Origin of the sequence: Methylocaldum sp. GT1TLB, assembly GCF_051027445.1 — a bacterium.
In the GTDB taxonomy this organism is placed as follows: Bacteria; Pseudomonadota; Gammaproteobacteria; order Methylococcales; family Methylococcaceae; genus Methylocaldum.
The window spans coordinates 3748251-3765485 of the sequence record NZ_CP194898.1 but is presented as its reverse complement, the minus strand read 5'-3'; the positions used below and the strand labels follow the sequence as shown (position 1 = coordinate 3765485).

The 17235-nt window shown below is 59.6% G+C and carries 14 protein-coding genes; 3 read left to right on the top strand and 11 right to left on the bottom strand.

Going from position 1 to position 17235, the window contains the following annotated elements; all coding sequences use genetic code 11:
- From ACR2R1_RS16555 to ACR2R1_RS16520, 8 genes are all read right to left on the bottom strand, one after another.
- Window positions 1-1098 carry a glycosyltransferase gene (locus ACR2R1_RS16555; RefSeq protein ID WP_086134859.1) on the bottom strand — a complete coding sequence of 366 codons (1098 nt, stop codon included), beginning with the start codon at window positions 1096-1098 and terminating at the stop codon, window positions 1-3.
- Window positions 1095-2153: a glycosyltransferase family 9 protein gene (locus ACR2R1_RS16550; RefSeq protein ID WP_086134860.1), complete on the bottom strand. Its 1059-nt coding sequence runs from the start codon at window positions 2151-2153 to the stop codon at window positions 1095-1097. The genes ACR2R1_RS16555 and ACR2R1_RS16550 overlap by 4 nt, the downstream gene beginning before the upstream one ends.
- Window positions 2154-2158: 5 nt before the next feature.
- The gene (locus ACR2R1_RS16545; protein ID WP_434110992.1) at window positions 2159-3241 is read right to left on the bottom strand and encodes a glycosyltransferase; all 1083 of its coding nucleotides are present in this window, start codon (window positions 3239-3241) and stop codon (window positions 2159-2161) included.
- A gap of 1 nt (window position 3242) precedes the next feature.
- A complete protein-coding gene (locus ACR2R1_RS16540; protein ID WP_077731915.1) occupies window positions 3243-3926 on the bottom strand; it encodes a sulfotransferase family 2 domain-containing protein in 684 nt (227 codons plus the stop codon).
- An 18-nt stretch (window positions 3927-3944) separates the two neighbouring features.
- Window positions 3945-5090, bottom strand: a complete 1146-nt coding sequence (locus ACR2R1_RS16535) for a glycosyltransferase (RefSeq protein WP_434110989.1) — start codon at window positions 5088-5090, stop codon at window positions 3945-3947.
- The gene (locus tag ACR2R1_RS16530) at window positions 5090-6211 is read right to left on the bottom strand and encodes a glycosyltransferase (RefSeq protein WP_434110987.1); all 1122 of its coding nucleotides are present in this window, start codon (window positions 6209-6211) and stop codon (window positions 5090-5092) included. The genes ACR2R1_RS16535 and ACR2R1_RS16530 overlap by 1 nt, the downstream gene beginning before the upstream one ends.
- Complete coding sequence (locus tag ACR2R1_RS16525; protein WP_205780851.1) at window positions 6208-7326, bottom strand: glycosyltransferase; 1119 nt, start codon at window positions 7324-7326, stop codon at window positions 6208-6210. Before ACR2R1_RS16525 ends, ACR2R1_RS16530 begins: the two co-directional genes overlap by 4 nt.
- Window positions 7327-7432: 106 nt before the next feature.
- Entirely contained in the window at window positions 7433-8149 is a 717-nt protein-coding gene (locus ACR2R1_RS16520) for a TVP38/TMEM64 family protein (protein WP_166642674.1), read from the bottom strand.
- Between the two features lie 108 nt (window positions 8150-8257).
- Here ACR2R1_RS16520 and corA point away from each other — a divergent pair, with 108 nt between their 5' ends.
- Window positions 8258-9223, top strand: a complete 966-nt coding sequence (gene corA / locus ACR2R1_RS16515) for a magnesium/cobalt transporter CorA (RefSeq protein WP_434110985.1) — start codon at window positions 8258-8260, stop codon at window positions 9221-9223.
- 140 nt (window positions 9224-9363) lie between these two features.
- On the opposite strand, the gene ACR2R1_RS16510 is transcribed toward corA, so the two are convergent.
- From ACR2R1_RS16510 to ACR2R1_RS16500, 3 genes are read right to left on the bottom strand one after another with little or no spacing between them, the layout of a single operon-like run.
- On the bottom strand, window positions 9364-10302 hold the full coding sequence (locus ACR2R1_RS16510; protein ID WP_347257758.1) for a glycosyltransferase family A protein: 939 nt from the start codon (window positions 10300-10302) through the stop codon (window positions 9364-9366).
- Between the two features lie 51 nt (window positions 10303-10353).
- Window positions 10354-11325 (bottom strand): glycosyltransferase family 2 protein, encoded by a 972-nt coding sequence (locus tag ACR2R1_RS16505; protein WP_434110983.1) that lies wholly within the window; start codon window positions 11323-11325, stop codon window positions 10354-10356.
- Complete coding sequence (locus tag ACR2R1_RS16500) at window positions 11312-12478, bottom strand: O-antigen ligase family protein (RefSeq protein WP_434110981.1); 1167 nt, start codon at window positions 12476-12478, stop codon at window positions 11312-11314. The genes ACR2R1_RS16505 and ACR2R1_RS16500 overlap by 14 nt, the downstream gene beginning before the upstream one ends.
- A 382-nt stretch (window positions 12479-12860) precedes the next feature.
- On the opposite strand from ACR2R1_RS16500, the gene clpB reads away from it, so the two are divergent.
- Entirely contained in the window at window positions 12861-15440 is a 2580-nt protein-coding gene (clpB, locus tag ACR2R1_RS16495) for an ATP-dependent chaperone ClpB (RefSeq protein WP_086134867.1), read from the top strand.
- 284 nt (window positions 15441-15724) lie between these two features.
- Window positions 15725-17113, top strand: coding sequence for a sigma 54-interacting transcriptional regulator (locus ACR2R1_RS16490; RefSeq protein WP_434110978.1), 1389 nt, complete (start codon window positions 15725-15727; stop codon window positions 17111-17113).
- The last annotated feature ends 122 nt before the right edge of the window (window positions 17114-17235 follow it).

Here is a 17235-nt window from a genome sequence, read left to right as displayed (position 1 = left end):
CTAGCCGCGTTCAGCAACCGTTTCCGTAACCTGCCGGTAAACCCGGTAATTGCCCTCCACCATGGCTTCGACCGAGAACCGTTCGAGAACCAAACGCCGCCCGGCCTGGCCCAGTTCACGGCGCCGCGTCGGATCGTCCAGCAGTTCGACGATAGCGGAAGCCAATGCGGCGCTGTCGCCGGGCTCGATCAGGCGGCCGTTGATGCCGTCCTTCACGATTTCGGGAATGCCGCCGGCCCGTGTTGCCACGATCGGAACCCCAGAGGCCGCAGCCTCCAGCAGCGAGACGCCGAGCCCCTCCATCCAGGCGGGATGGACCACCAGATCGAGACAAGGTATGACCCGCGCCATATCGGTTCGATAGCCGGCGAAAATTACGGTGTCATCGAGTCCGCGGGCACGAGCCGATGTCCGAAGTTCGGCCTCCACGGGGCCCTGCCCGAACAGCAAAACCCGCGTTTGGGGGTGACGAGCCAGGACCACGGGCAAGGCGTCGAATAACACCTCATGCCCCTTGCGGCCGATCAGCTGGGCGATCATGCCGATCGCCGTCTCGCCCTCCGCGAGGCCGAATTCCGAGCGAAACCAAGCCTTATCGCATTCCGGACGGTAGCGCTCGGTGTCGACCGCGCTCGGAACGCAGACCACCCGCTCGGCCGGCACGCCAGCTTCGATGAGCACCTCGCGTATGCCTTCCGATATGGTGACGATGGTCTCGAACAGCGGAAACTTGATGCGGGTGTCGACCCAGCGCGGCGGATTGTCCACTCGCCGGCTATGGATCATCGGAATGTTTTCCAGCCGTCCGGCCAAAGCGGCGAGAAGATCGCCGCGGCGGCTGTGGATGTGCAGCACGTCCGGTTTTTCGTTTCGAATCAGCCGCCGCAGCCGGCCGATAAAGCCGAGATCCGAGTCGCCCCGGAACGGAAGCGGTCGAATCTCGACGGCGGGATTTTGGATAGCCCCGACGATCTCGGCGCCCTCGCTGCATACCAGCACATGCTCTCCTGGAAACCGGCTCAGGCCATTGAGAAGGTAGGCCACCTGCCGGGCACCGCCGTATAGGTGCCGCCCCATTTCCACGTGCAGCACTTTCATGATCTTTTTTCCAGAAGCTCGATGGCAGCGCCGAACACCTTGTCCACGGTATGGAGACGCATGCAATCGAACGTCCCTCCGCAGGTCGGACGACGGCGGCAGGGCGAACATTCGAAGCGCTCGTAAAGCACTCTCGCCGTGGCCCGGCCCGTGTCCAAATAGGGCCGGGTGGAACCGAAGATCGCCACGGTCGGAGCGCCCAGAGCGATGCCGAGATGAGTCAATCCGGTATCGACGCCGATCGACAGCCTCGCTTTCTCGATGATCGCCGCGCACTGTCCCAGGCTCGTCCGGCCGGCCAAATTAATGAGGCCCGGCGTCTGCCTGGCGATGATTTCGGCACGCGCCTTGTCCGCCGGACCGCCCAGCATAACGACGGCGAGCCGGCGTTCGCCGGCCAGGCGGACCGACAGCTCCGCCCAGCGTTCGTCGAACCAATGCTTTTGAGGACGGGTAGTGAACGGGCAGATGACGGCATATGCTCCGGTCACGCCTGCCGATTCCAGCAGTTCTCTTGCCCCTTTTCGATCGTCTTCCGAAACGGCGATATCGAGTTCAAAAGTATCGGTCTGGCCGGTCAAGGTCTCGGCGAGCATCCTGTATTCCTTGCCGATGCGGAGATCATCCACGCGCCGGTCGATAACCTCCGTCATCAGAAACTGGCTGCCCTCGCGCGAACCGAGGCCGATGCGCCGCCGTCCGCCCGAAAGCCAAGCCCAGACGCCGCTCTTGAGCAAACCCTGGAGATCGATCACCCAGTCGAAGCGTTCGACTCGAAGCGATCGGATCAAATCGAAAGCTTCCCTGGCGAACGCACGGTAGCGGCGCTCCCGGCGCAACTGCCGCCAACGGCCCCTCGGCCACAAATAAACCTGGTCCAGATGCGGGTTATGGCGCAGGAGATCGGCGTTGGCGGATTCCGTCAGCCAGGCGATGCGGGCGTTCGGATACGCCTTGCGCAGCGCAGGAATCAGTCCCGAAGCCATGATGACATCGCCGATGGCGCTGAGCCGGATGATCAGGATGCGTTGCGGCGGAGAATCGATTTCCGGCATCAGTGTCAGTCGCCTCTGTCCGCCATGAGTCGCTGATAAAGCTCGAGGTACGCGCCGACCACCGCCTCGCGGCTGTACCGGGTTTGCAGCAACGCATGACCGGCTTCGCCGAGCGCGCTTCTTTCGGTATCGGAAAGCGCGAGCGCCCTCCGGATTTGCGCCGCGAGTCCCGAGGGGTCGCCGCACGGCGCCAGGAGCCCGGTTTCCCCGTCTTCGATCAGCTCCAGAGCGCCGTCGGTCGCCGTGCTGACCACCGGCAGGCGGTAATTCCAGGCTTCCAGGATGACGTTGCCCAAGGGCTCGTGGCGCGAGGGGCAGACGAACAGATCGGCGAAGGCGTAGAACGGGTCGGGTTGTTGCCAGCCCAACCAGCGGACGCGAGGGGTTAATCCGAGGCTATCGCTCAGCGTCTTCAGCCGATCGACCGCGGGGCCGTTGCCGGCAACGAGCAGGATCAGCGGGCGTCCGTTCGATTCGGCCGGAAGTTCGGCAAAGGCATGCAGCAAATCGTCGAAGCCCTTCTTGTCGATCAGGCGCCCCAAGGCGAATAACACGAGCGCGTCGCTTGGGATATTGTGTTTGTCGCGGAGCTCTTCGAGGTGTTGGCTCGAAAAAACGAAGGGCTCCGGTACGAAATTGCCGATGTGGAACACCCGTTCCGCGGGAAGACCGGACTTGACCAAATAGTCGCAGATGCCTCGCGTATTACCCACCCAGGCATGGGCGTGGCGATAATAGCCGTCGATCTTGTAGAAACCGCCCAGGCGGGCGATATGCACGGCCTTCGCCTTGGCAGGCAAACGGGTCAGGCGCGTCGCGCGCCCCATGTAGGTCTGGACGATGCACGGCTGTCGCCAGGCCACCAACTCGCGAATCCGCCAGACCGACCAGAGATCCCATTGATTGGCGAGCGGCAGGTGTACCTGCTCGATGGCGCTAGTCTTCAGGGCTTCTGCCACCGGACTGCCGGACCGGTTGACGGCGATCACCCGCTGCCCGGCTTCGTGCAGCGCGCCCAGCAAGCGCACGTAGAACTGGTCCGCACCGCCGAACTGTCGGCTGCCGAGAATATGCAGCGACGGGTACATCTCAGCCGGTCAGATTGGAGGCCAGCGGCTCGTCGAACCGATAGCCGAACCGCTCGATGTCGGGTCGGTAATGATCCGCCACGAGTTGGGCCGTCACGTCGTTATAGTAATCCCGATAGTCCTTCCGGCGGTCGGTCGCCTTGCGGCTGTGGGGCAGTTTCGGGGTCTTGATGCCGATCCGCTTGCAGGCCGTTTCGAAGTCCTCGGCCAGGAATTCGTAGCGTCCGAGAAAATCGACGACGGTGTTGCCGTGCAAATCGATCACATAGTCGCTTTGCAGCTCCGTCGACATGTCGGCGTGATACTGCGGCGGGCGGGCCGGATCGAGCTTCCAGCGGAGAAACGCCTCGAAGCTGTCGATGTGGGTAATCAGCTGCGGCCGCTCGCGGCGGATGTGATGATAGGAACTCACCTGCAAATCCCAAGGGTTACGCACGAAGGCGAACTTGAACAAGCTCTCGAAGACCTCTCGCGGGAGCATTTCCTTGGCGGCGATGATCTTGGCGTGGCGCGGGAACTTGGCTCCGATCTTATGGCCGGTCATCCCGCTCAGCTTGCTGCAGAGAAACTGCGGAATCCGGTACGGATCGGTCCACTTTTGCCGCCAAAGCGAGTCGCGAATGCTGGTGCCGCCGGTTTTGGCGATGTGGACGAACAGGAAGTTGTATTTGAGGGAGAGCAACATGGATTCAAAAGAGTTGTGTCAAACCGGATGCAAAACCTTAGCGGAGCCGGAAGGCGTAAATCCCAGCACCTCCAGATAGCGAGCCGCGCTACGCTCCACCGTATACTCCGACGCTGCCTCGCGAAGCAACCGGTTCTCAAGCGGAAACTGCAAGGTGTTCAACATCGCATCGGCCAAGCGCTCCACGTCGCCTACCGGCACCAGCGGACCATAAAGGCCGTCCCGCAGAATCTCCCGCGGACCGCTGGGGCAGTCGGTGGACACCACCGGCGTTCCCAGGGCCAAGGCCTCGGTCAGCACATTGGGCGAACCTTCCCAGGCGGACGACAGCACGAACAGCGAACTCCGCGCCATGTAGGCATACGGATTCGCGACATGGCCGAGCAGCGCGACGGCATCGGCGATCCCCAGATCGGCAGCCAGCTTTTCCAGACTGGGGCGCAGCCGGCCTTCGCCGAGGATCACCAGCCGCGAATCGATGAAGGCCCGCACGCGGGCAAAAGCGCGGATCAAGGTCGAAAAGTCCTTTTGCCGCGTCAAGCGTCCGGCTCCCAGAATGACGGGAACGTCCGACGACGCGAACCAGGGGTGATCCACCGGCATGCGGCTCTTTTCCATCATCTCCGGGGTAATGACCGGGTTTCGGATCACCACGATCTTTTCCGGCGGCAATTTCGCGATCCGCCGCGTGTCCTCCGCGACGCCTTCGGACACGGCGACAATACGGTCCACCGCCGAGTACATTTCGCGCATCGGCCATTGGCGTGCCCAGCGGATCAGTGCCGGCTTGTTCGCCATGGCGGCCGAAAGATGAGTCCCGAGGCGGCCCACCAGACGGGTATCCGCTCGGCTCACGCGCTTGGCGAGCACCGCGGCGCGAATGGCTCTGTCTTTGGCGGCCAACAGGGCAAACGGCCTTTCGGTCTTGAGATAGCGGACCAGCCCCGGCACCGCCAAGGCGGTGTGTCCAACGCCCAAGTCCAGAACCCGCAACCCCGAACCGTTCAGCCTTATGAGTTCGGGCGCGGGCTTGCGCAAGATGGCCAGGAGATCCACCGCCAACCCCTCCTGCGAGAACGCGGGCAACAGATTCATCACCATGCGCTCCACGCCGCCGGTGCCGGAAAACGAAATCAGTACCGCCAGACGCTGTGCACGACCCATTACCCCTCTCCTCTCAGCAGACCCAGAGCATTCAGATATTGCCGCGCGCTGTTGGTAACGGTGTAGGGCATCGTCGCCTCGTGCAACGCTTCGGGCGAGGTCGGACTATCCAGCATGTCGGCGATTTTCGCCGCGAGGGCCGATGAATCGCCGACCGGAACCAGCGGACCATAACGACCGTCTCCGAGCACTTCTTTGGGACCGCTCGGGCAGTCGGTCGATACCACCGATGTGCCGCAGGCCATGGCTTCGATCAATACGACCGGCATGCCTTCGCAAATCGACGTGAGAGCGAAAACCTTGGCCCGGCGCATGTAGGCATAAGGATTGGCCAGGAATCCCGGCAGGTCGACATCGTCCGACACGCCCAGATGACGGGCGAGTTGCTGGAGCTTGTCGCGCTGCCGCCCCTCGCCGCCGATGATCAGACGGCAAGGACGGTCACGCCGCAGCTCCGCGAAAGCTTTCAGCAGGGTGGCGAAATCCTTGCGCGCGCACAATTCGCCGATGCCGAGTATCACCGGCGGCTCGCCCGGCGCGAACCAGGGATGATCCACCGTCGCTTCGGCCATCGCATCGAAACGGTCCGTGAGCACCGGGCTGGGCACCACGGTCACCGCCTTGAGCGGCAGCCCCGCTATCCTGGCCAGATCTTCCGCCGCGCCTTCGGAAGGCGTCAGGATGCAGTCGGCGTGGCGGTAGAACAGTCGGATCGAAGCCAACTGGCCATTTCGCGCCCACCAGCCGCGGCGCTCGAGATTCTTGGAGACCGTCGTGCCTATCCGCACCGCCACGCGGGTATCGACGCGAGCCAGCGCCCGTGCCGTCAAGGCGGTGCGGTTCACCTTGTCCTTGTCGCTCAATAGCACTTCGGGCCGGCTGCGGCGCAAATAACGGACTAACGCCGGCAAAGCGGTGTTGACATGGGAAACGCCCAAGTCGATCGTCCGGACATTGTGCGGCAGATCGTCCCAATGAGGACCATGGCCTTTCACTCTAAGGAGATCGATCCGCAGACCCCATCGGGCAAACTCCGGGACCAGATTGCGCATGATCCGATCGACCCCGCTATGACCGGAAGTCGCCAGAAATAAAGCCAGATCTGTACGGCTCGAACTCATGGGTGGCCCAGCCCGAAAGATTCCAAATAGGCGCGACTGCTGTTTTCCAGAGTGTACGGCCGTACCGCCTCGCGCAAGAGCTCGGAAGGCGGTGGATTTTCCAGGGTCGCGGCCATCGCCTCCGCGAGAGCTTCGGCATCGCCCGGCGCGACGATCCGCCCGTAACGACCTTCAGCCAGAATCTCCCTAGGCCCGCTAGGACAATCCGTGGCCACAGCAGGTGTACCGACCGCCAGAGCCTCGATGAGCACGTTCGGACAACCCTCCCACAGCGACGACAGAACGAACAGCGATGCCCTGGCGAGAAAAGCGTAAGGATTGTCCACGAAGCCCGGCAGGTCGAAATCATCCTGAACGCCGAGCTCGGCCGCCAGGCTTTTCAGCTTTTCCGCTTGCCGGCCCTGCCCCAGGATCATCAAGCGGCAAACCCGATCTCGACGCAGCCGGGCGAACGCCTTCAGCAAGGTCGGGAAATCCTTGGCGCGCCCTAGCCGCCCCGCTCCCATGACGACCGGTGGACTGCCCGGCTTCAGCCAGGGATGATCCACCGGTTTATGGACAAAGTTCAGCAGATCCGGCGCTACAGTGGGATTGGGAAGCACGCTGATGCGTTCGAGCGGAATGTTCAGGAAAGCCGACAAATCGGCCGCCGCGTCGCGGGAATTGGCGATGATGCCGTCGCTTTGCGAGAACAGGCGTTGCTGTCTGCGCCGGAACAGCCACCGCGACCACCAAAACCGATGCTTGAGTTCGGTCCGGGCACCCAGCGAAGTACCGACGCGCAAGAAAAACCGTATGCCGGAATCCCGCAACTTTTTCTTGACCTTCAATGCGATGCGGTCGTCCCGCCCTTGGCCGGTCATGACGACAGCCGGCCTATTGGTCCGCAGGAACGCGAGCAGATCTTTTTCGAGCGCCAGGTCGCTCTGGCCATGGAGGGCCACCTGCTCGACTTCGGGGTTCAACCGGTCGGCGAAGACGGTATCGGCTTGGTTGACGATCAAAGCCGTTGGTACGCCGTGGGCGGAAAAACCATTGGCAAGGTGAACGAAGGTGCGCCCAACGCCGCCATTGCCGAAGCTGGGGATGAAAAGACAAACTCGAGGAGGCGTCACGAATCTAAGGACGTCAATTGAACCGTTCGAAATTTTTCATGAAGTCCCTAGTCTAGTGTAGAGCGAGCGGCATGCGGCCATCGGGCGAAACATTCCGCGCAGCCGATCACGCATCCTTATCGGCCAAAAAAGACAACTCGGTGTTCTTGGCGCATACGAGTCGGTGGAGCCGTTTCAACGCATAGCCCAAAATCACCGACGAAGCCAATGCCAAGGCGATGTATTCGGCGGCCTTGGCAAAATCGGTCTGGAGTAAGCCGGCGCCTATCAGACAGGCGGTAATCCCCATAGGCAAAAACCCGATGAAGCTTCCTATGAGAAAATCCAGATGACCGACATCCGTCATCCCCAAAAGTACATTATTGTAGAAGCCGTTCAGTGGAAGCTGTCGAATCAGCACCACGGCCAATACGCCGTTTTGCTTGATCTGCCGTGCCAATCGCTCAAACTGACGAACCTTCTTCAGTCCGTAGCCTACGCCGAATCGGCGGATGAGCAGAAGCGTCACGTATGAACCCAACACCGTCGCCAGTTGGCTCCACACCAGTCCCCAAGCAAAGCCGAACGCCAATCCGCCAAGAGAGCACAAAATCAGGCGAGGCGCCCCGATTGCTGTGAGCGCTACGCCGGCCGAGGTAAAAACCAAGGGCGCCGCCAAACCGTAACTCGCCAACTCGGCTTTGAGCATCAAGCCTTGATCCAGCCAGCTTTTCAGCGGGGTAAAATAAAACGTAACGCCCAAAGCCAGTACGGCCGCAACAGATGCGCCGCGGAGAACACCGCCCGTTCGCGTGGCACCCATCAAGCGCTTTGCATCGACCATCAAAAACCTATCAAGGGAAATCATCCATTCGACTGATCGTATTATATGTAACTAATACGTACAAAAACCATGACCAATTGTCCCGCTCGGGGCTGAAAAGGATTAATCGTGTATATCAGATGCGCCGCCTATCGCAACGGCCAGCGAATCGGAGACGTCAGCGTCGAAAACATCAGTGAACTGCTTGCGGAACCGGATACCTTCTTATGGGTTGGCTTGACCGAACCCGATCCGAACGAGTTGCTGCAACTCCAGGAAGAATTCGGCCTGCACGAACTCGCGGTGGAAGATGCCCGCTCCGCACATCAACGGCCGAAATTGGAAGAATACAAAGGATCATTGTTCGTGGTCTTGCACACTGTAGAGCTTCAGGACGGCAAGGTTCATTTCGGCGAAACGCATCTGTTCGTCGGCAAGCAATTTTTGATATCGATCCGTCACCAATCGTCGCTAGGCTACGGCCGTGCCCGAGTCCGTTGCGAGAGCATGCCGCAACTCCTGGCCAAAGGCTCCGGATTCGCGCTTTATGCAGTCCTCGACCTCATCGTCGATAACTTCATGCCGGTCGTCGAACATTACCAATCGCTGCTCGAAAAACTAGAAGAAGACATCTTTGAAAACCGCTTGCATCGCGATGCGATGGAACGCCTGTACGATCTCAAACGCTGCCTGCTGCGGCTGCGCAATGCCGCGATGCCTTTGCTGGACGTCTGCAATGCACTGATGCGGCTTCACCCCGATGTTGTCTCCAAGGAATTGCGCGTTTATTTCCGCGACGTACACGACCACGTGCACCGCATCATCCGCGCCACCGACACCATGCGTGAAACCCTGTCGGATGCCATGCAAGCAAACCTGGCGCTGATCACGGTCCGGCAGAATGAAGTCGTCAAACGCTTGGCCGGATGGGGCGCCATTTTGGCGTTGCCGACCATGGTGTTCAGCATGTACGGCATGAACTTCAAGTTCATGCCCGAGCTCGATTTCCGATTCGGCTATCCCGCCACTTTGGCGGGAACCTTGATCGGCTGCGTTTGGCTGTATAGACGCCTGAAACGCGCGGAGTGGCTGTAAGAGGGTGTGTGAGAAGCTACTGCGCGGCTCGATGGCCGCGTTGCGAAGGTGTAGCTGTAGGTCGGAAATCCTTTTCCGACGCCTTGGTCGGCAAGGGATTGCCGACCTACGACTTCTCACACCTCTTAAGAGCGCCCGCATCAGTTGCGCGTTTCTTTCCGATTCGGCTTGTATCCCTTTTTGAAGCGCAGCCGGTAGAGATCCACCAGCCAGCGGCCGAATCCGGCAGGCACCAGCGCCAGCCATAAGGGATCATAGCGGGTCAGCCTTCCCTGCTTGAGAAGACCGGCACCGGCATGAAAGGAAAAACGGATGAAATCGACCATGCTGCGCCGCCGTTGGCGGCGGCTGAGCCATGCCCGGTGCTCGGTTACGTCTTCCAGATAGTAAAGCTGGAATCCGCGCGGGTTGCGCATGCGCAGACGAAAACGGTCGGAAGACAGACCATCGGCCAGGTACTCCACCTGCTGGAAGGGTTCGTTGACACAACGAAAGACATAATGGTGCGAAATCCGTTTCCAGGTCAGCGAGGGCCGGATATGCCTTTCGCCGGCAAAGACCGGATACGGAAACCGGCGCGCGACATCGGTCCGAATCGCATGTTTTTTGTCGCCGCCCACGCCCAGGCGATAGCGCACGTCCAGAAAGCTTGCATCCAGCGGATTATGGGGATAAGGAATGGTCAGCGACCGCTTCCCGTCCATACTCTCCACCAGACCTTCGACACCGGCGAAACGTCCACGCTCACTTTCGGGGATGGACTCCCAATGACGCCGGATACGCTCCAAGGTATCGGGTAAGAGACGGTCGTCCGAGTCGAGATTGAAAAAAAGCCGCCCCCTGGCCAATTCCACGCCTTTGTTGTGAGCGGCGTGCTTGCCCTGATTGCTCTGTTTGACATAAATGACTGGGAATTCGACGCCCGCTTTCCAACGAGCCACGACGGCAGCAGTGTCATCGGTCGATCCGTCGTCGACGATGACGACCTCGAAGTTCCGATAGGTCTGGGCCTCGATGCTGGACAAAGCCCTAGTCAACAAGCCCGCGCGATTATAGGTGGGAATAAAGACGGTAAACATCGGCCTGTCCCTAACCATAGGGTCTCCGTAATTTCACGAACACGTTAATAATCAAGCCTTCAGGCCAAAACTCCGCTCGACGGCGTCGACGATACGCCAAAAATCCAGGACTTGGTGCTTCCGGATTTCGGCTCGTACTCGAAGCGCTTCCGGAAGGCGGCGCAGTGCGGCAAAAAAGCCTCTGACGTATACCAGATCGAGTCTTAGCAAGCGTCCGATCAACTGGAACAGATAGCCCGGCAAGAGATAGAGCATCAAGTCCTTCCCCGGCATATGTGTCCATTCGAGCAAGAATCGATTGCACACCCGCGTCTTTCTGACTCGATCGGCGGCCACGTTTTCCGAAATCGAACCTTTTTTTTCATGCACCACCCGACTCGCAGGCTCCAAGAGCGTTCGCCACCCGCGTTTCCAGGCGCGCAAACCCAAGTCGAAGTCTTCGGAATAGAACGGCTTGTAAAGCGGCAAATAGCCGCCCAGCGCCACAAACATCGATTTTCGCAGAGCGACGGAGCCTCCGGAGGCAAATAAGCTCTCCGTCGGCGCAGCGGACTTCAGGTCGTCGAAGCGCCAGCGCACCGACCTAAGCCGGCCCCGTTTTATTCGGAAACACCGCCACGAAACCGGGCTCACCCGTCCGTCCTCGTCCAGAACCAGGGGCGATACGGAGAAGACCTCGGCCTTTTCCAGATGCCGGATCAACGGCGCCATGAAGTCCTCCTGCGGCCGCACATCGGAATTCAGAAAAATCAGGAATTCCGCGTCGGCGGCATCGACCCCCGAATGGATCGCTTCGGCGAAACCGCGATTGGCTTCATGGACGACGACACGAACCGAAGGGAACTCGGTCCGGAGCATCTCGGCACTTCCGTCCGCCGATCCGTCATCCACCACAATGATCGAGCAGGTGCCGGGATAAGCTGCGGCGGCCCGTATCACGGACGGCAGATTGCGGCGCAATAAATGCACTCCGTTGAAATTGGGAATAATCACGCCCACCGGCGGAAAATCAGGCTGAGCCATGAGAAGCTTTAAAAAAACGAAAACCGCCCCCCACAATCAAGCTCAACGGATAGAGCGTCGATCGGGAGAAAAAAGGCAGCGTAAGAAAGGCATGCGCAAAATGGACCGTCGTCACGACAATCAAAAGGACGCCTATCTGCCTGCGTGTATCATTATTGGCAGTCGCCGTATGCACCCAGAGCTTCGCGAAAAATAGCCCATAGCCGGCGATTACAACAATAAGTCCAATCAATCCGTGACTATACAGCAGTTCCAGCAAGAAATTGTGCGGAAAGGAGAAATCGACCACCGAATGAAAGCTGGAAACTCCCTGATAATCGCGGTAGAACTGCCCGAATCCATGCCCGAAAATCCATTCTCGAACCGAACTCGCCGACTGCATTTCGGCAGTCTCCGTCCAAATGGCCACCCGTTCTTCCTTGCGCAAATCACCGAAGAAATCGTCCATCCTGTCGTCGAATCCATAAATTCCCGATGCGTACAGCAAGCCGGGAATAATCAGCACCGCCGCGAACGTCATCCACCGGTACCTGACCGCCACGAACGGGACGATCACCAGCGAGCCGGCCAGCAGAGCCAGAAAACCCGGCCTGGACTGGGTCTTCAACAGCAACAGCGCATCGCCGAGCAACGCCAAGATGAACAGCCACCGTTGTCCTCCGCCGTTCGCGATCGAAAAATAGAACAGGATCGGCAGCGTCAGCAAGCAGTACAGCGCCAAGAAATGAGGATTGGCGAACAGCCCGAACTTATCGGGAAAAATCGCAAAGCCGATCCACTGGGCGACAACGTAGAACGCAGCCAGCACGGCGATAATCGGCTTATGGGTCAATTGCCAGCGACTGCCGAATCGCTCGGGCAGCATCACCACACCGGCAACCGCCGCCACCGGCCAGGATAGATGCTCCAAAAAGCGAAAGTCGGTCTCGTTGGCGGACGCCATGAGATAGCCTTGTCCGGTCAGCAAAACAACGAGGGACAGCAAAGCGGCCATCGGCCGATCGATTGGGAAGCCGCTGCGGGACAACAGCGCCAGACAGATGACGACAGCGGCGCACAAGTACAGAAAAATCTTATGGATACCGAACCCGAGCAGGAGGGAGATTCCGAAGCCGTAAATCGAGGCGCTCAGAAGGCCGGCGAGAAAACTCATGCCGACGCCTGGAAAACTTCTATTGCTTAAAGCCGTCGTCTCCATCACGACGGCCTACTTTTCCGTTAGGAGACGAGAGAGGGTTCCGTTGGGCAATTGTCCGGAGAGGACCTCGGGTTCGGAAAACCGGAAGCGGCTGATTGCCGCGAAGGGCACTGCATCCTGCATGGGAGTTCCGCGCATAAAAGTGGAAATGGAAGGCGATCGTATTACAAAGCTCCGACGCACGTCAAAGCGGCTTTTAAGGCTGGAACTTCACTACAATGCCTTCCTATAGAGGATCGATAACGAGCGACTGCATCGCCGGCTTCGCTTGAAAAGCGGGTACGGCACCCCAATCTATTGAGTCATCTCGATTAAGCAACATAAAGGCATTTTTCCAATGCGAATGGACAAACTGACCAGTAAATTCCAAGCAGCCCTGGCCGAAGCGCAGAGCCTGGCTTTGGGGCACGACCATCAGTTCATCGAGCCGATTCACGTCATGGCGGCGCTGCTCGATCAGGAAGGCGGCACCGTGCGGCCCCTGGTCTCGCAATGCGGCGTCAACGTCAATCAGCTCCGTACCTCTCTGGAAGAAGCGCTCCACCGCATCCCCCGCGTAGAAGGTATCGGCGGAGACGTACAGATCTCGAACGAACTGGGCCGGTTGTTGAACCTCACCGATAAGCTGGCGCAAAAACGCGGCGACACGTTCATCACCAGCGAAATCTTCGTGCTGGCGGCCATCGAAGACCGTGGCCAGCTCAGCGATTTGCTCAGGAAAGCGGGACTGGACCGGAACAAACTGGAGCAAGCCATCGAACAGATCCGGGGCGGCCAGAAGGCGGACGACGCCAACGTGGAAGAGCAACGCCAGGCGCTTCAGAAATTCACCATCGATCTGACCGCGCGCGCCGAACAGGGCAAGCTCGATCCGGTGATCGGGCGCGATGATGAAATCCGCCGCACCATCCAGGTTCTGCAGCGCCGCACCAAGAATAATCCGGTCTTGATCGGCGAGCCCGGCGTCGGCAAAACCGCCATTGTCGAAGGCCTGGCGCAGCGCATCGTCAACGGCGAAGTGCCGGAAGGGGTCAAAGGCAAGCGCCTGCTGGCTCTGGACATGGCCGCCCTGATCGCCGGCACCAAGTTCCGCGGCGAATTCGAGGAGCGGATGAAGGCGCTGCTGAACGATATCGCGAAACAGGAAGGCAGGATCATCCTCTTCATCGACGAGCTGCACACCCTGGTCGGCGCGGGGCGGGCTGAAGGTGCCATCGACGCCGGCAATATGCTGAAGCCCGCTTTGGCTCGGGGCGAGCTGCATTGCATAGGCGCCACGACCTTGGACGAATACCGTCAGTACATCGAAAAGGACGCGGCCTTGGAACGGAGGTTCCAGAAAGTGCTGGTGGACGAGCCCAGCGTCGAGGACACTATCGCGATTCTGCGCGGGCTCAAGGAAAAATACGAGGTACATCATGGCGTCACCATCACCGACCCCGCGATCGTGGCGGCGGCGACCCTGTCGCATCGCTATATCACCGACCGCAATCTGCCGGACAAGGCCATCGACCTGGTGGACGAGGCCGCCAGCCGCATCCGCATGGAAATCGATTCCAAACCGGAAGAAATGGACCGTCTGGATCGCCGCCTGATCCAGCTCAAGATCGAGCGCGAGGCCTTGAAGAAGGAAACCGACGAAGCCTCGCGAAAACGGCTGGAAACCCTGCAAGACCACATCTCCGAACTGGAACGGGAATACGCTGAACTGGAAGAGATCTGGAAATCCGAAAAGGCCGCGCTGCAAGGCACGGCCGCCATCAAGGAAAAGCTGGAACGGGCTCGGCTGGACCTGGACGCGGCACGGCGCAACGGCGATCTCGCCCGCATGTCGGAACTGCAATACGGCGAGATTCCCAAGCTGCAAAAGGAACTGGATCTCGCCACACAGGCCGAGATGCAGGAAACCAAGCTGATGCGCAACAAGGTCACCGACGAGGAAATCGCCGAAGTGGTCTCCAAGTGGACCGGCATTCCGGTATCGAAAATGCTCGAGGGTGAGCGGGAAAAGCTGCTCCACATGGAGGAAAACCTGGCCCGGCGAGTCGTGGGCCAACAGGAGGCCATCAAAGCGGTGTCGGATGCCATCCGCCGCTCACGCGCCGGTCTCGCCGATCCGCGCCGCCCCAACGGCTCCTTCCTGTTTCTGGGGCCGACCGGCGTGGGCAAGACCGAGCTGTGCAAAGCCCTGGCCGAGTTTCTGTTCGACACCGAGGAAGCCATGGTCCGGATCGACATGTCGGAATTCATGGAGAAGCACTCGGTGGCCCGCCTGATCGGGGCGCCGCCGGGTTATGTCGGTTACGAGGAGGGTGGCTATCTGACCGAGGCGGTGCGCCGCAGACCCTACTCGGTGATCCTGCTGGACGAGGTGGAAAAGGCCCACCCCGAGGTGTTCAACATACTGTTGCAAGTGCTCGACGACGGACGGCTCACCGACGGCCACGGCCGCACCGTGGACTTCCGCAACACCGTCATCGTGATGACCTCGAACCTGGGCTCCGACCGTATTCAGGAGCTGGCCGGCGAGGAAAATTATCAGCGGATGAAGGCGGCGGTCATGGAAGTGGTCACCCACTACTTCAGACCGGAATTCATCAACCGTATCGACGAAGTGGTGGTCTTCCACCCGCTGATCAAAGAGCAGATCCGCGCCATCAGCCGCATCCAGATCGGCTACCTGCAAAACCGCCTGGCCGAGCGCGATATCGCGCTCGAAGTCAGCGAAGCCGCGCTGGACAAACTCGGAGAGGCCGGGTTCGATCCGGTCTACGGCGCACGCCCGCTGAAGCGCGCCATTCAGCACCAACTCGAGAACCCCTTGGCGCAGGATATCCTGGCCGGCAAGATCGCCGCCGGCGATACCGTCAGCGCGGACGTGGAGGACGGAGAGATCGTCTTCCGCAAAGCGGCCTGAGCTGACTGCCCTCTAACTTCGGCACAGGGAAGTGCCGTCGCTTGCTCCGCTCGCATGATCGAGAACGGCGCTATCCGTCGTCGGGTTCTTGCGCCGGCTCATGTAGCCTGAGATTATATGATGCCGACCGGTGGGTTTTTAGGCCGCGGCCTCGATCCGCTCCTTGAAGCCATCGTAATCACCGCAACCCTATACAACAACCGGTGACAGGCATCCGACTTATGGATTCCAAGAATCCAACATCCTCGGCAGTTCCTAGACTTGTGAACCAGGAAGGACAACATATGGATATGCGCAAGGTACTGTGCTTCAATTTTTCGGCCGCTCGGAACGAATCGCTCGATCCCCTGCGGTCTCTCGAATGGACTATCTTTTCCACTGGCGATCTGAACGAGGCCAAGAATCTCATCGATCATCATCGTTTCAAGGTTGGAATGGTTTTCTTCGGTTCCGACCTGCCAAACGACTTATCCTCGATCAAGAATCTTTTCACCGCACGCCGCTCCATGGAATGGATCGGCTTGCTGGCGGCTGAGACCTTGAACAGACCGGACCTATGCGAGCTGATTTCTCGCTACTTTTACGATTATCACACCCTGCCTTTGGATACCGGGCGCCTGCAATTGACGCTCGGCCATGCTCTGGGCATGGCGGATATCTTGGAACGCACCGCAGCCTCCTCGATCCATAGAAATCGCGAGGAGCTGATCGGATGCAGCCCGGCAAGCCTCAGGCTATTCCGAACCATCAAGAAAGTCGCCGCCATCGAGGCGCCGGTATTGATCATCGGCGAGAGCGGCACCGGAAAAGAATCGACCGCTCTCGCCATACATCGAGCCTCTACTCGATGCGACAACCCCTTTGTCAAGGTGAGCTGCGATGGATTGCCGCCGGAAGTCATTCGATCGGAGCTGTTCGGGCACGACAAAGAACGGCATGACCGCATCCACGAACCGGGCAAGAGCCGTCTGGAAGCTGCGGCGGGAGGCACGCTGCTCTTGGATGAAGTCGGCAATCTGACCGAAGACCTTCAAACCGAATTGCTCAACTTTCTCCGGGAAGGGACCACCCCGTCAGGTAGCGACACCGCGAAAACGCCGATCGACGTCCGGATCATCGCCACCGCTCAAACCGACCTGGAACAAACGGTAATGGACGGTCGCTTCCGGGACGATCTCTACCGGCGGCTCAAGGCTTTGACCTTAAACGTTCCGCCGCTGCGCGAGCGTCAGGACGATATCGAACTTCTCGCCAAGCACTATCTTCGCGTGTTCGCCAACGGCGACGGCGATTCCGCCCAAGGCTTTGAGCCCGAAGCATTGAAAGCGATGCGTCGTTACGAGTGGCCCGGCAATATTCGCGAGTTGATCAACCGGATCAAACGGGCCAAGGTCATGTGCGAAGGTCCTTTGATCAACTCGGCGGACCTGGGCTTGAACGACTTCCATCCGAGCTTTGGCAGAGTATTCGACCATCCTATGACCCTGGAAGAAGCCAAAGACCAAACCGAAAAGGAAATTATCCAGCTTACGCTGCAAGCCACGGAAAACAATATTTCTCGTGCGGCGCGGCAATTGGCGGTGTCGCGCATGACACTCTATCGTTTGATGTACAAACATCAGATCAGAAGCCATTGGGTCGGGGAAAATTTGGGAATCGCGGTCCAGGAATGAGCGTCCCACGATCCGCTTCATAGTGCAGCCCATATCGATTGGCCGATCGGATCCGGCCGATTTTATATCTCATCCAATTTGAGCCGGATCAGAGCGACGCCTCCACCAAGGGGCGTCGCGAA